Source organism: Flavobacterium sp. 2 (assembly GCF_049949195.1).
Lineage (GTDB): Bacteria > Bacteroidota > Bacteroidia > Flavobacteriales > Flavobacteriaceae > Flavobacterium.
Map to the genome: position 1 here is coordinate 2,139,692 of NZ_CP188206.1, position 14,527 is coordinate 2,154,218.

Consider the following 14,527-nt stretch of genomic DNA (forward strand, 5'->3'; position numbering starts at 1 on the left):
TATTTGCAAAATATTTCACCTTCTCTTTTGAGAAGGTTTTTTTATTCTTAAAATACAATTATGAGCCCAGAACAGTTAGCAAGTTACACCACAAGATTAGTCAATTTATTAGTAGATTATTCTCCAAAATTATTCTCAGCATTCCTGATTTTATTTGTTGGTTTATACGCCATTCGATTAATAAACAGATTGATCCGAAAAATAATGGTAAAGCGAAATTTAGACCCTACCTTGACTAAATTTCTCGCCGATATTTTATTGTGGGCACTCCGAATTTTATTATTTGTGACTTTTATTTCAAAAATCGGAATTGACACTTCTTCTTTTGTTGCTATTTTAGGAGCAATGGGACTTGCTGTTGGTTTATCACTTCAAGGTTCACTTTCTAATTTTGCCGGCGGAATGCTGATTATTGTTTTCAAACCTTTTAAAGTGGGAGATACGATCGAAGCACAAGGCGTAATTGCAACAGTATTAGAAATTCAGATTTTTGTAACTAAAATGCTTACTGGAAACAATCAGACTGTTTTTGTTCCAAATGGCGCTTTATCAAACGGAACAATCATCAATTATTCTATGCAAGGAGAAAGAAGAGCAGATTTGACTTTTTCAATCGCTTATGATTCAGATATTAAAAAAGCAAAAGATATTCTTTTGGATGTTTTAAATAAAAATCCAAAAGTACTTAAAACACCAGCACCAGAGGTTTTTGTAAAAAACTTATCAGCAAGTTCTGTTGATTTTGCAGTGCGTCCTTGGGCAAAAAACACCAATTATAGTGCTGTTTTTTCTGAAACATTAGAAAATTGCAAAACGGCTCTAGATCAGGCAGGAATTTCTGTTCAGCCGTATACAATTCAAAAATAAAATTGATTATTGTTTTTTTGACGGCAATGTCATCATAAAATCTTTTAAATAATAAGGTTCAAAATAAGCGACATCAACAGTGTCGCTTTTTTGATATTTATCGTAACTGATTTTACTCATTTCGCGTGCCGAAGGATATTTGATTTCTTCTAAAAAGATAAAGTTTTCTTTCGTCAAAACTGTTTTACATTTATCAGCACAATCACCAACAAAATAAAGTGGTTCATTGTATTCTGCAAAAGAATCTTCACTAATAATTTCTGCCTGAATAGCTCTTTCTGCTTTTAAATGAGCCGTAAAAATTTCACTATACACTTCCATTCTTCTGGCATCAAGCATCGGAATAATTTTCCCTTCTGAAACTGAAACTCTTGAAGCCAAAGTTTCCAGCGTATTAACAGCTATTAGCGGAATATTTAAAGCGTAACATAATCCTTTTGCTGCAGAAACACCAATTCGCAATCCTGTATAAGAACCCGGTCCCTGACTTACAGCAATCGCTGCTAAATCCTGAACCGAGATTTTTGATTCTGCAATTATCTCTTCAATAAAAACATGAAGTTTTTCGGCATGCGAATATCCTTCTTCAGCTATCTCTTTACATAAAATGGTTTCTCCATTTTTTGCAATTGATACTGAACAATTTTTGGTCGCTGTTTCGATGTTAAGAATGAAAGACAATGTATTTATTTTAAAATTTGAGTAATATTTTATTTGAAAACAGTTGCAAAAAGAAAAAATGCTATTAAAATCAATATAGGAAGCATACAAAGATTAAGAGCCAAAAAGCCCACATACATCATAAACTTTTTTCCGGATGAAAAATAGACAAATTCTTCATTATAATATTCTGTTTTATATGCCACATAATGAGTAAAGCAAAGAAACACAATTATTAAAATCAATCCAAGCTCTATTGACTCAAGAAAACCTGCTGGCGGACTACCACATAATGAAATCATAACTAGCCGAATTTATTTCTTAGGTGTTTCGGCTTTTTTAAGCTTTACTTTATCGCCAGAATTCAAATCTTTTGAAACAGTTGTATATGGTCCTGTAATCACAACATCCCCGGGTTTTAATCCAGACATTACTTCAATATTAGTATCATCCTGAATTCCGGTTTTAATGATTCTGATTTTAGCTTTATCACCAACTTTTACAAAAACACATTCGTATTTTTTATCGCTTTTTGGCGCTGCTTTTTTATCTTCATTTGGATCTTCGACTTTAAAATCTTTTACTGCTGTTGTATCAGATTTTACAACGACAGAACTAATCGGAACTGCCAAAACATTCGTTTTAGTTGTTGTAATAATATCAACCGTAGCCGTCATTCCAGGTCTGAAAGGCGAATAAGCTGCTGGTTTTCCTTCCAATAATTCTTTATAAGAATCTTTTAAAATTCGAACTTTAACCTTAAAGTTAGTAACTTGATCTGAAGTCAAAGCTGTACTTGCCGAATTAGAAATACTGGTTACTATACCTTTGAATTTCTTTTTCAAATAAGCATCTACTTCAACATTTGCTTCGTCTCCAATTTTAATTTTTACAATATCATTTTCGTTGACATCAACTTCAACTTCCATGTTATTCAAATTGGCAACGCGCAAAAGCTCTGTTCCAGCCATTTGCTGTGTTCCTAAAACACGCTCTCCTAATTCAACATTTAATACCGAAATGGTACCATCTGCAGGCGAATAAATAGTAGTACGCCCTAAATTGTCTCGAGCTTCAGTAACAGATGCCGTAGCACTTTGAACATTATAATATGAACTTTGTTTTGTTGCTTTTGCCACTTCATAAGCAGATACGGCTTTGTCCCAGTCTGATTTTGAAATTACGCCTTTATCATACAAAGTTTTGTTACGCTCATAATTTGCTTTAGCCTCTCTAAAGCTCGCGTCAGATTGTGTCAAACCTGCTTTAGTTCCTGCCAAATTTGCAACAGAACGCTCTAAACCTGAGGTGTACAAATCAGGATTTATCTTTACCAATAAATCTCCTTTTTTAACAACCTGGCCTTCTTTTACATTTAATGCTATAATTTCACCCGAAACCATTGAAGCGATTTTAACTTCAATTTCTGGTTGAATTTTTCCAGTTGCAGATACGGTTTCAACAATTGTTGAAGATTCAACTTTTGAGATTTCTACTTCTTTTCCTTCATCCTTATTTCCTATAACTCCCTTTTTCGACAGAACTATTAAAGTACCAATTATAATAATTGCACCCCCAACTAAGAAATAAATTGTTTTTTTTGACATAAGTAAATTATTTTGCAGGAATTGGAACAATTGGAATTCCAAAATAGAATTCAAGAATTTTTATTTTAAATAAATAATCGTATTTCGTTCTGATAACATCAGATTGTGCATTTGTTAATAATGTTTGAGCCTGAGTAAAATCAAATGAATTCATCAATCCTACATCATACTTTTCTTTAGCATAATTATAAGCCTGTTGTCTTGCCTCTAAAGTTACCGTTGCAGCTTCGTACGTATTTAACGCAGCTTTTGCATTTGTAAACGCAGTGTACACGTTACGTTGCAAATCTAAACTTTTTTGTTCTAAATCTATTTTAGATTTCTCTAAACTTACTTTATTTCGTTCAACATTGTTTCTAACTGAGAATCCATTGAAAATTGGAACATTCAATTGCAAACCAAAATTATGTCCTTTATTGTCGCTAAACTGTTGGAATATTGGATCTGGCCCTGTAGTATAAGGCTGATTTTGATCGTCAAATTTTACTTGATCACTATAACTTGCTCTTGTGTTAAAGCCATAAAAACCAGTAAGAGTTGGCTGATAAGCTCCTTTAGCAATTGCTACATTTTTTTCGGCAATTTCAAGATTGGTTTGCGCCAATTTTAATTCGGTTCTAGTTTCTTTTGCTTTATTATAAATATCAGTTGGGCTTTGCGCCATGATATTATTTTCATCTTTTGCATTTGTATCATCTACAACATCAAAATCAGCAAATTCTTTAAGCTGTAAAAGTTGTGCTAAACTCAGCTTTGAGATCAATAAATTATTCTCAGAAACTGCAATATTTTGCTTATCAGTTGCAATAGTTGCTTTCAGATCAAATAAATCACCGCGCGGAATTGTTCCGGCACTTACCATTTCTTCAGAACGCTTTAAACGTTTTTCATCAATAGTAAGTTGTTCTGTTTTGATTTTTAAATCTTCTTTATAGCCCAAAATCTGAAGAAAAGCATTCGCAACGTTCAACGAAACATCTTCCTGCATTTTCAATAATTGATATTGAGATGCAATAATAGCAAGTTTTGTTCTTCTGTAGGTATTTTGGTTTTGCAGACCTTTGTAAATATCAACTCCAGCATTTAAACCTACAGATGAGTACTGCGTTGTCTGATTACGCAAAACACCTGTAGTCACATCCTGGTTCAAACCAATATTCCATGAATGCGATGCATTTCCGTTTACTGATGGAAGATATCTGCCAAAAGCATCTTTTTTATTTATTTCAGCATTTTGAACATCTAATTCCGAATTTTTAATCGTGATATTATTATCCAATGCATATCGTACACATTCCTCTAATGTCCATTGTTTTGTCTGCGCCTGACCTGATACTGCAAATCCGAAAAGCATGGCAAAAACTAAACTATTTATTTTATTTATTTTCATATATCTTGAATGAAGCACAGCAAAAAAAGCCATGCAAATTTAACATTTTAAAAACCCAAAAACTCTCTTAAATAATTAAATTATTTTTTCTCCTTGTCACCTTCGTTGATCAAGCCCTGATTCCAGATTTTGATTTTATCTGAATCTTTTACACCGCTTTTAACTTGAACATAAATTCCGTCACTAACTCCTAACACTAAATCTCTTCTTTGAAATTTTTGTGGAGCAGTTTCAACTTCTACATAAGGTTTTTGAGTTTTTTTGTCAAACTGCACAAGTGATTCTTTAATAGCTAAAACTTTGTCTGCTTTCTCTAATATAATTGATGCGTTTGCACTTAATCCAGCTCTGATAAAAGTATCTCCTTTATTTTCTAATTTGGCTTTTATTTCAAACTGAATAGCGCCATTCTCTACAACACCCTTTGGTGCAATATCTGTCAAAACTGCATCGAATTTTTTATTTTCAATTGCTCCAACAGTAATTTCAATAGGCATTTTTTCTTTGATTTTACCTACTTCAGATTCGTCAATTTTTCCAATGAAAATCATTCTTCCAACATCAGCCACACTAGCAATTGTAGTTCCTTCGTTAAAGTTATTACTTTCAATAACCTGATTTCCAACTTTTACAGGTACCTGCAATACCATTCCGTTAACTGTCGAACGAATTAATGTATTTGCATAAGTTCCTAAAGATGTTGTTGTTCCTGTTTTAACAATATCTAAACTTTGTTTTGCAGCCAAGTAATTTTGTTTGGCTTGCTTATAAGCTACTTGAGCAGCATCAAAGTCATTAGCAGAAATTACATCTTTATCAAAAAGCGTTTTTTGTCTTTGATAGATTTTTTCCTGATTATCTAATGCGATTTTTGCTGTCTGTACTTGATTTTGAGTACTGCTTACGTTTGAAACATTGGCAACAACTCTAATTTTAGCAATCATATCTCCGGCCTTAATTTTTTCACCAGCTTTGATATATACTTCTTCAATAATTCCTGAGATATTTGGTTTGATTAGGACCTCTTCATCAGGTTGAATATTACCCGTTGCAATGGTATTTTTTACGATCGTTTTAATCTCTGCCTTTTCTGTTTGAAAGACTATTGGCGACTCTTGATTTTTAGCATACAAATAATAAAGTGCACCAAAGAAAACTATTGCAATAAAGATTAAAATGGTTACGGTTACTCCTTTTTTCATTTTGTTTTTGGTTTAATCGATTATATTTTGATTGATAATTTATTCTGTTCGTAAAGCGTCAACTGGCTTCACATTAATTGCGGTCTGTGCTGGAATAAATCCGGCAAGCAAACCTGAACCTACTAATATTAATAACGCAACAAATACAACTCCTAAATCTACGCTTGGACTAGCAAACATAGTATTACTATCTGGCGGCATGGAATCCAGAATCATATTTAAAATAGCTATAATCCCAGTGGCAACTGCTATTCCTAACATTCCTGAAATAATAGTCAAAAAGATAGATTCTGATAAAATTTGTCCGCGAATTGCTGCAGGAGTTGCTCCTAAAGCTCTTCGAATTCCAATTTCTTTTGTACGTTCTTTAACTACAATAAGCATAATATTCGAAATTCCAATCACTCCCGAAATCAGAACCAAAGTTCCAACAAAATAAGCAATGATTTTCAAGATATTAAACAAACTCTGCACTTTATTAAACTGTTCGTATAAATCAAAATTACCCACCGCTCTGTCATCCGCAGGATTTATCGAATGCAATGCTTTAATAATTTCCAGAATTTTTGGTTTTAAATCAGTAATAGAAGTTTCATCCTTTGCAGTAAGCGCCATCCATCCCACTTTATCTCCGTAATTAAAAGCTTGCTGGAAAGTAGTAAACGGGATAAAAATATTTTTTTGTTCCTGTTCTGCATTTCCACCTTGTTGCTTGGATTTATACACTCCAACAACCATAAAGTTTATTCCGTTGATTTTGATATAAGTTCCAATAGCTTCCTCCTCTTTACCATAAAGTTCGCTGATCACTCCCTTACCAATTACGCACACTTTTCTTCTACCTTCAATATCCTGTTGATTCACAAATCTACCTTTTATGATATCCATTGGCTGTTGTTTAATCAACTCAGGATAATCTCCATAAATGGTAAATGCTGATGTTTTTGTACCTCGCACAACATTATTTGTTCCGTTAAAATCTCCTAATTGATTTCTTGGCGAAACATATAACAAATCTGGCAAAGCAGCTTTTAGTGCTGTAACATCACTATTTCTAAAATCATAACGTCTTGTTTTTGGCAAACCTTTATATGCTTTTGATGTTGTTTGGCTCCACATAAACATGGTATTTGTGGCAATTCCGTCAAAACCTTTTTTAATTCCGTTTTCAAGACCATTTCCAGCTGCAAGCAAAATCACCAAAATGAAGATTCCCCAAAAAACTCCAAATGCAGTCAGAATAGTTCTGAAAGGATTTGCAGTCAAGGCCTGTAAAATTTCGTCCCAATTATCTTTTTTAAACATAATTATTCGTCTCTAAGTGCTACAATAGGTTTAATTTTAGCTGCTCTGTATGCCGGAAAAAAACCAGCCATTGCACCAGCGAATACAAGTAAAACAAGTGTTGTCAATGCTACACTGAAATCTACTTCAGGGTTTCTGAAATATTCGCTCTGTACCATTGGCCCGACTAATTCCAACAACAATAAACTTGCTAATAATCCAACAAAACCAGCAATTGTGGTAATAAAGATGGATTCATGAAGTATCATTGTAATAATAGAAAATGGCGATGCGCCAAGCGCTTTTCGAATTCCAATTTCTTTAGTTCTTTCTTTTACGATAATCAGCATAATGTTACTTACACCAACAACTCCCGCTATAATCGTACAAATACCAACCCACCAAAAAAACAATCTGATATATAAATTCAAATCATAAAATTGCTTTGCATCTTTTACTGAGTTATATGCACCAATTCCGCTATCATCGTCTGGTGCGACCATATTTTTACTTTTAAGCAAATCTTTCAAATCCTGAGTAAATTTTTCAGATTGTGCCAGCGCTTCATCATAATCATTTGTCTTTTTCAATGTAAAAAACATATTACTGATTTTGTCACCAGCTCCAAAAGCTCTTTGTACTGTAGTCAAAGGCAAATAAGCTCTTGCTTCTTCTCTTTCTCCTCCCGGATCTGTAAAAACACCTATTACTTTAAAATTGATATTGTTGATTTGTATTTCTTTTCCAAGCGCATCCTGATCTTTAAACAAATCGGTTTTTATTTTCATCCCAATAGTAGCTACCTTTTCATTGTTTTGTAAGTCTTTACTATTAACATAACGCCCTTGAACAATCACAAGATTTTCAACCTGACCATAATCAGGATCAACACCTCTGTATTGATAATTTCCATTTTCTTTGCCGTAAGCAAACTGTGCTCCCCAATAATTTTGTGTTGAGGCCCTTAAATCCAGTTTATCTTCAAATTTTTGAACGGATTGATTATAATCACTATTTCTAAACTGGACTTGTCTTCCCGGGTTAAGTCCTTTGTACTCCTTTGTAGTTGTACCTGACCAAACTTCTATAATTCCAGCGGCATCGCGTTCAAATTGTTTTTCAATACCATTTTGAAGACCTTTTCCCGCTCCAAGCAAAATCACCAAAATAAAAATTCCAGACGCCACTGAAACTCCGGTCAAAAATGTACGCAGCCGGTTTTTGGAGATTGCTTCAAATATTTCTTGCCAACGCTCAATATTAAACATAAGATGAAGCTCTAACTTGTTCTACTTTTTTATCATCGATAATTAATCCGTCTTTCAGGACCACATTTCTCTTGCACATAGCGGCAATATCGGGTTCGTGTGTAACGATCAAAATAGTTTTACCTTCATCGTTAATTCCTTGAATAAGTTCCATTACTTCATAAGAAGTTTTAGTATCCAAAGCTCCTGTAGGCTCATCCGCAAGCAAAACTTTTGGATTTGAAGCTAATGCTCTTGCAATTGCAACACGCTGTTTTTGACCTCCTGAAAGCTCATTTGGCAAGTGGTGCGAATGGGAACCCAAACCAACTTTCTCCAAATATTTCATAGCAATGTCATAACGCTCTTTTCTTTTTATCCCTTGATAATACAACGGCATAGCCACATTATCAAGTGCACTTTTATAATTAATCAAGTTAAAAGACTGAAAAACAAATCCTAAAAATTTATTACGATATTTAGAAGCTATAGTTTCGTTCAGTTTTTTAATTGGAGTTTTATCTAAAGTATAACTTCCAGAATCAGCCTCGTCTAAAATTCCTAATATATTAAGAAGCGTCGATTTACCAGATCCTGAAGATCCCATGATAGCTACAAGCTCACCTTCTTCAATATTAAAATTAATACCTTTTAACACATGCAGTTCTGAACTTCCCATTTTATAGGATTTATGCAAATCTTTGATTTCAATCATGGTATTGTTAATTTTTTAAAACAATAATAATATTTTTTATAAGTAAATTATGATAACAAAACGTTAATAATTTCATTTTAATATTTAAATAAGACGGCGCACTTTTGTAATTGTTACACTTTTTCACAATTATTTAATTGTTTTCTTAATTTTGTATCACTCAAAAAAAATTGTAACGATGAAGTTTACTTCAATTTTCGCTCTATTTACAGCAACTGCATTCCTTGCAAGCTGTTCCACATCTCAAAAATTAGAAACTCTAAAACCTGAGCCAGACGATGCAAGTCCTTTGGTATATGATGCAAATCCATCTTTTATTAATTTGCCGATAACGGTAAAACTAGCTGATATTGAAAATCAAACCAACACGCTTCTAAACGGATTGATCTATGAAGACAATAATATCGAGGATGACGATATTGAGATGAAAGTTTGGAAGCAGGCACCGATAAAAATCCAGAACGACCCTTCAAATCCTGATAAAAAAATCAAAACAATTCTGCCATTAAAAGCAACTGTCAAATACAGAATTGGGACTAAAAAATTAGGCGTTGATCTATATGACACACGTGAATTTAATTTAAACGGGGTTATCACATTATCGAGTGATGTTGCGCTCACCAATTGGAAATTAAATACTAAAACAGAATTCAAATCATTAGATTGGAATGAAAGTCCAACTATGATGGTTTTTGGAAAAAGTATGCCGATTACTTATTTGATAAATCCAGCAATTTCTATTTTCAAATCAAAAATCGAAAAGAAAATCGACGAATCAATTGAAAAATCAATGGATTTTAAGCCAAATGTTTTAACTGCGCTAGAAAAAATTTGTACGCCTTTTCAAATGAGCGATACTTATGAAAGCTGGTTGAGAATTGCTCCTGTGGAAGTTTATTCAACGAACGCGAAACTGAAAAATGATTCCTTTTTATTAGACATGGGGATGAAATGCAACATGGAAACCATTGTTGGAAAACAACCGGAATCTAAATTCAATGCCAATAAAATTGTTTTGAAACCTGTTGCTAAAATTCCGAATCAAGTTAGTGCTAATATCGCAGCAATCTCAACCTATGCGGATGCCTCAAAAATAATGACGAAAAATTTTGCCGATCAGGAATTTGGATCTGGAGGCAAAAAAGTTACCGTTAAAAATGTTTCCATTTGGCACAAAGACGGAAAAATGGTTATTGCGTTAGATGTTTTAGGCTCAATAAACGGAACATTATATCTTAACGGATTTCCGCAATATAATCCTCAGACAAAAGAAATCTATTTTGAAAAACTTGACTATGTTTTAGATACCAAAAGCAAATTGATGCGAACTGCAAGCTGGTTGGGACAAGGTTATATTTTAAGAAAAATGGAAGCAAGTTGCCGTTATTCAATTCAGCCGAATTTGGAAGAAGGCAAAAAAAGTATGGCTTCCTATCTTAAAAACTATTCTCCAATGCCCGGAGTTTTTGTAAACGGAAAAATGGAAGACATTCAGTTTGATAAAATTCAATTGACTAATCAGGCGATTATCGCTTTTATCAAAATAAACGGGACTGTGAATGTATCTGTTAATGGATTGAAATAATTAGTCTTTAATTCTTATTTTTTAATTATATAACAAAAAGACCATCATTTCTGATGGTCTTTTTGTTATGAAGAGCTGCCTTTTTATGCTTCTTCACCTGCGGTAATAATATCAACATGAGTAACTATCATGTCGCCGTATTCATAGAGATCTCTTTGAGTCCAAATTATTTCATTTCCTTTGGGCCGGTATATCCAATACCATGGAATATGCTCGCTCACATGCACTAAGAGTGAAGCACGCTGGTTAAGACTTCCTTCTTTTCTCTTTTGTTCTTCTATGCTGGTAAATCTAAAGCAAAAAAGAAAACTATGTTTTTCATTAATAACACTACCCGTTTTTATTTCAGGCTTAATTTCCTTAAAAAGATCTTTTAAAGGTCTGTTTGTAAATAACTGTTCATTATCTTTTAGTTTATACAATTCGCTTAGATTTTGTACTAATTGTTGCGAATAAATATTATGCTGCAATACAAAATATAGTACTGCAGAAATTTTTAATATAGTTTTCATAAAATTAAAAGGCTTATATATTATCAATTGTATTTTGAAATCCCAGAGCCAGTTTTAATTTGACGCTGGGATTTAAGTAATTTAGAGATTCGTATTAATAAACAATTTCAATTTGTCTCACTATTAGATTGCCATATTTTTCCAAATCTCCTTGGCTCCACACAGTTTCTTTGCCTTTTGGCCTATTTTCCCATTTCCAGTCAATACTATCTTTTAAGTCAATAAAGAGAGACAATTTGTTTCCTTCATTGTTTATTCGTTGTTCTCTAGTAATAAATCTAAATTCAAAAAAAGGAGGATCATTATACGCAAAAACAACTTTTATTTCTGGTCTTATTTCTTTAAGTAAATCTTTTAAGGGTTTATTGATAAACTGTGTTTCATTATCTTTTAGTCTATACATATCATTGATACTTTGCACTAATTGTTGAGAATGTGTCTTTTGACAAAGAAATAGCAATAATATTGTTAAAAATTTAAATATGTTTTTCATGTTTTTTTATTTATTGTTAACTACAAGGAATTAATTCATATTTTACTGAGTCATTAGCTTGTTTAGTTTCTTTAATTTTAAGAGGGTAAAATTTTCCATCAGTTCCCTGTCTTAGAAATGTTATGCCTGAATTATATTTATCTAAAACGAAAGCCTTTGCTCTCGATTCTGATTCTATACTATAAGAATTCAAATTTTCAAAAACATTACTCATTTCTTGATACATAAATTTAGGATAATGCGCAGGTGCTTTTGTTTTAGAATCAGTAAGGTATGTTGCAACAAAGACCTGTGCAGCTGCCAAATCGGTTACTACTGCAGCGTAAACTTCTTCTTTATTAGGAATAACAAAACTACCGATATAACTAGGGTAAAGTTTGCTTAGTACAGTGATATTGCTCAAATCTTTTCCGGAATGTATTGTAGAATTTGGGTGATTATGCAAATTGGTAAAAAAACCTTGTATAGAATGATTTACAGCTACATTGCTTTTTTCACCAGGATTCATTGTATCAGCATATATCTGTCCTCCTGCATTTTTCCCTAAAGTAATACCAGATTCTTTATTGTAAAAATCTGGCGTATTTTTTATATCCTGCACCGCTTTTTGAAAAACAGGATTTGCGCCTAAAGTAGTGAGTTCCTTCGCTAATACACAGGGATCTTTTATGTTTGTAGGTGAGTTAGTTGCTGCTGTACTGTTTCCTGTAATAACGAAATCTTCCTCTTCGTTTATAGGTGTGGTAAAATTCACAATTCCAAAATCCTTATATATGCTCGTATCTGCCCATACTACTTGCAAATTGTTATTTGTACTGTGCTGCGAATCATTATATTTTGATGTTTCAGGATTATCAACTGTTATACTCGTTATGGCTATAGGCGAATTAGCAAAAACTTGGACCGTCAATTTAGAATAAATATCTACTCCCTTTGTATCCCTTATAGGATCAGAAAGAGTAACTGTACCTACCTTTTCTCCATTAACAACAAGATCCACTACTTTTTTACTCGTACTGGTGTTCGGGTCTCTTAATACTTTTGCACTTTGGGTATGAGTTTCTCCGGGTTTTACTTTTTTGGATAGTACAAGCTGCGATACAGTTTGCCTGTCGATAGCACCGCCTTCACCGCCAGAACCTCCTCCTGAAGGATATCCAGGATTACTGGGCCCTGTACTATATTGCTCATTATAATAGTCGTTGTTACTGCCAATATAATCGTTTGCGTTTTGATCCCAGTAATTAGAAGCATAATCCCACACAGGAGTGCTTGGAGGGTCATAAGCATCTACAGGAACCTCGTTTAATTTTTCTCCTAAGTCAAAACCTGGAGGCGGCTCATTTTCGCTTGTTTGTGCTTTTATAGCTGTACAAAAAAACAGCAAAAACAGCAGCATGATTCTAAAATCTATTTTTCTGTTTAACATGGCTTATTATTTTATAATGGTTTTGGTATGTAGTATTTGGTTTTCTTGTATCTGCAGAATATAAATTCCTTTTGGCAGTGAACTGGTTTCTAGCGTAAACGACTGCATTCCTGCTTCCATATTAGCCGTGGCTGTCTTTACTGGCTGTCCAGTTGCTATGCTAGTAAGGGTCAGGTTAATTTTGGCAGGATCTTTCAATTCAAAAGCCACATATAGCTGTTCGTCAAACGGCACAGGATATACTTTTATAAAATCTGTTTTCTGTGAAGCCAGCGCGAGTAATAATGCTTCGTCATCAACATTAGTCAGTACATTTTTTGGCCTTAGTACTAAAGTAATAGGCGGTCCCGGCTCTCGCCAATACTCAATAAAACTGGACACATCGAAAAGTAAATATGGTACGTTGTTATAGTTTTTTTGATTAATGCTCATTCCTAAAACATCATAATCGAGTTTGTCATTTTTAAAATCATGCAGGTATAATTGTTCGAGCTTAAATTTAAAATTATCAACAAAAAGGGTATTTTCCTGAAGCTGTGCGTTGTCTTTAAAAGTCTGTCCGTTAAACGCTATTGTAGTCTGCAAAACATTCTTGTCATTTTTGCTGAATGTAATATTTATAGGCATTACACGTACTGGAGTGGTTCCAGACCAGTCATATTCTATAAAACGCCCTGTCCATTCTCCTACAATATTTTTTGGTTTGATATTTGGGTTTTGTGTTTCGTCAGAAATTATAATTTCCCTGCTTTCAGAAATTAATTCGGGATCAATTTTTTTAGCTGCTTTTCCAGCTTCATCAATAGCATTTTCTGTTTGATTTAAAACTTTATCACGTTTTTCGTTTTGTATGTTTTTTATGAAAGCTACGCTGTTTGGGGTTGTATTTCCATAAAGGTATTCCAGCGCTTTATCACTATTCTGCTGCACTCCATATCCTAAATAATAACAAACACCCAGCCAGTGTTTTGCCATCGCATAGTCGCTTTTTTTAAACCATTCTACCGCCTGTATATAATCCTGTGGTACACCAAAGCCTTTTAAATACATATATCCCAACATATAAGCGGCACGCTGGTTGTTTTGGTTAATTGCTTTTTTGTACCACTCAACAGCTTTGTTCATGTCGAGTTTACAACCACGTCCTTCGCTGTATAGTTTTCCTAGATTATATTCACCTACAGCATTACCACTTTTAGCCGCTTTTTCAACATATACAAAACCTTTAGACTCTTCTTTTTCTACTCCTAAGCCATATACATACATAAGGCCCACATAGTTTTGTGCTAATGGTTCACCATTTTCTGCGCAAATCAACATATCGTGAAAGAGACTGTCGTAATTTTTATACAGTTTCTTGTCATCCAGAATTTTTCTGGCTTTTTCAAGTTTTTCTTCACAGTTCACTTGTGCCGTGGCAGAGAGAACTGTAAACAGAAAAATAAATACAAAATTTTTCTTCATAATAATTAGATTATTGGTTAATGATATAGTTAGTATGTTTTTGGATTTTATTAAGTTGTATTTAATTCCATT

14 protein-coding genes are annotated in these 14,527 nt (G+C 33.4%); 2 read left to right on the plus strand and 12 right to left on the minus strand.

Translation table 11 applies throughout. The features are described 5' to 3' along the window. The first annotated feature begins 60 nt into the window (after positions 1-60). Complete coding sequence (locus ACNFIH_RS09235; RefSeq protein WP_035651528.1) at positions 61-867, plus strand: mechanosensitive ion channel family protein; 807 nt, start codon at positions 61-63, stop codon at positions 865-867. 6 nt (positions 868-873) lie between these two features. Here ACNFIH_RS09235 and tsaB read toward each other — a convergent pair whose 3' ends face one another. From tsaB to ACNFIH_RS09275, 8 genes are all read right to left on the minus strand, one after another. Further along, a complete protein-coding gene (gene tsaB / locus ACNFIH_RS09240) occupies positions 874-1,548 on the minus strand; it encodes a tRNA (adenosine(37)-N6)-threonylcarbamoyltransferase complex dimerization subunit type 1 TsaB (protein WP_426486391.1) in 675 nt (224 codons plus the stop codon). 29 nt (positions 1,549-1,577) lie between these two features. Beyond that, positions 1,578-1,829, minus strand: coding sequence for a hypothetical protein (locus ACNFIH_RS09245; RefSeq protein ID WP_426486392.1), 252 nt, complete (start codon positions 1,827-1,829; stop codon positions 1,578-1,580). Between the two features lie 12 nt (positions 1,830-1,841). Continuing rightward, positions 1,842-3,134, minus strand: a complete 1,293-nt coding sequence (locus ACNFIH_RS09250; protein ID WP_426486393.1) for an efflux RND transporter periplasmic adaptor subunit — start codon at positions 3,132-3,134, stop codon at positions 1,842-1,844. 7 nt (positions 3,135-3,141) lie between these two features. After that, complete coding sequence (locus ACNFIH_RS09255; protein ID WP_426486721.1) at positions 3,142-4,524, minus strand: TolC family protein; 1,383 nt, start codon at positions 4,522-4,524, stop codon at positions 3,142-3,144. Positions 4,525-4,604: 80 nt separating this feature from the next. Beyond that, on the minus strand, positions 4,605-5,726 hold the full coding sequence (locus ACNFIH_RS09260; RefSeq protein ID WP_426486394.1) for an efflux RND transporter periplasmic adaptor subunit: 1,122 nt from the start codon (positions 5,724-5,726) through the stop codon (positions 4,605-4,607). A gap of 39 nt (positions 5,727-5,765) precedes the next feature. Then, positions 5,766-7,031: an ABC transporter permease gene (locus ACNFIH_RS09265; RefSeq protein WP_426486395.1), complete on the minus strand. Its 1,266-nt coding sequence runs from the start codon at positions 7,029-7,031 to the stop codon at positions 5,766-5,768. 2 nt (positions 7,032-7,033) lie between these two features. Then, a complete protein-coding gene (locus ACNFIH_RS09270) occupies positions 7,034-8,278 on the minus strand; it encodes an ABC transporter permease (protein WP_426486396.1) in 1,245 nt (414 codons plus the stop codon). Beyond that, positions 8,271-8,972: an ABC transporter ATP-binding protein gene (locus ACNFIH_RS09275; protein ID WP_035651510.1), complete on the minus strand. Its 702-nt coding sequence runs from the start codon at positions 8,970-8,972 to the stop codon at positions 8,271-8,273. The genes ACNFIH_RS09270 and ACNFIH_RS09275 overlap by 8 nt, the downstream gene beginning before the upstream one ends. 178 nt (positions 8,973-9,150) lie before the next feature. On the opposite strand from ACNFIH_RS09275, the gene ACNFIH_RS09280 reads away from it, so the two are divergent. Then, positions 9,151-10,557, plus strand: coding sequence for a DUF4403 family protein (locus tag ACNFIH_RS09280; RefSeq protein ID WP_426486397.1), 1,407 nt, complete (start codon positions 9,151-9,153; stop codon positions 10,555-10,557). 83 nt (positions 10,558-10,640) lie between these two features. On the opposite strand, the gene ACNFIH_RS09285 is transcribed toward ACNFIH_RS09280, so the two are convergent. The 4 genes from ACNFIH_RS09285 to ACNFIH_RS09300 form a co-directional block, all read right to left on the minus strand. After that, complete coding sequence (locus ACNFIH_RS09285) at positions 10,641-11,069, minus strand: hypothetical protein (RefSeq protein WP_426486398.1); 429 nt, start codon at positions 11,067-11,069, stop codon at positions 10,641-10,643. A 94-nt stretch (positions 11,070-11,163) separates the two neighbouring features. Beyond that, positions 11,164-11,562, minus strand: coding sequence for a hypothetical protein (locus ACNFIH_RS09290; protein ID WP_426486399.1), 399 nt, complete (start codon positions 11,560-11,562; stop codon positions 11,164-11,166). Between the two features lie 16 nt (positions 11,563-11,578). Beyond that, complete coding sequence (locus ACNFIH_RS09295) at positions 11,579-12,991, minus strand: hypothetical protein (RefSeq protein ID WP_426486400.1); 1,413 nt, start codon at positions 12,989-12,991, stop codon at positions 11,579-11,581. A gap of 6 nt (positions 12,992-12,997) precedes the next feature. Next, the gene (locus ACNFIH_RS09300; protein WP_426486401.1) at positions 12,998-14,455 is read right to left on the minus strand and encodes a T9SS type A sorting domain-containing protein; all 1,458 of its coding nucleotides are present in this window, start codon (positions 14,453-14,455) and stop codon (positions 12,998-13,000) included. Between the last annotated feature and the right edge of the window lie 72 nt (positions 14,456-14,527).

Excerpts from the sequence above, each read along its gene's own strand:
- ACNFIH_RS09235 (WP_035651528.1), top strand. The coding sequence starts at position 61 with ATGAGCCCAGAACAGTTAGCAAGTTACACCACAAGATTAGTCAATTTA.
- ACNFIH_RS09245 (WP_426486392.1), bottom strand. The coding sequence starts at position 1,829 with ATGATTTCATTATGTGGTAGTCCGCCAGCAGGTTTTCTTGAGTCAATA.
- ACNFIH_RS09250 (WP_426486393.1), bottom strand. The coding sequence starts at position 3,134 with ATGTCAAAAAAAACAATTTATTTCTTAGTTGGGGGTGCAATTATTATA.
- ACNFIH_RS09255 (WP_426486721.1), bottom strand. The coding sequence starts at position 4,524 with ATGAAAATAAATAAAATAAATAGTTTAGTTTTTGCCATGCTTTTCGGA.
- ACNFIH_RS09260 (WP_426486394.1), bottom strand. The coding sequence starts at position 5,726 with ATGAAAAAAGGAGTAACCGTAACCATTTTAATCTTTATTGCAATAGTT.
- ACNFIH_RS09265 (WP_426486395.1), bottom strand. The coding sequence starts at position 7,031 with ATGTTTAAAAAAGATAATTGGGACGAAATTTTACAGGCCTTGACTGCA.
- ACNFIH_RS09270 (WP_426486396.1), bottom strand. The coding sequence starts at position 8,278 with ATGTTTAATATTGAGCGTTGGCAAGAAATATTTGAAGCAATCTCCAAA.
- ACNFIH_RS09275 (WP_035651510.1), bottom strand. The coding sequence starts at position 8,972 with ATGATTGAAATCAAAGATTTGCATAAATCCTATAAAATGGGAAGTTCA.
- ACNFIH_RS09280 (WP_426486397.1), top strand. The coding sequence starts at position 9,151 with ATGAAGTTTACTTCAATTTTCGCTCTATTTACAGCAACTGCATTCCTT.
- ACNFIH_RS09285 (WP_426486398.1), bottom strand. The coding sequence starts at position 11,069 with ATGAAAACTATATTAAAAATTTCTGCAGTACTATATTTTGTATTGCAG.
- ACNFIH_RS09290 (WP_426486399.1), bottom strand. The coding sequence starts at position 11,562 with ATGAAAAACATATTTAAATTTTTAACAATATTATTGCTATTTCTTTGT.
- ACNFIH_RS09295 (WP_426486400.1), bottom strand. The coding sequence starts at position 12,991 with ATGTTAAACAGAAAAATAGATTTTAGAATCATGCTGCTGTTTTTGCTG.
- ACNFIH_RS09300 (WP_426486401.1), bottom strand. The coding sequence starts at position 14,455 with ATGAAGAAAAATTTTGTATTTATTTTTCTGTTTACAGTTCTCTCTGCC.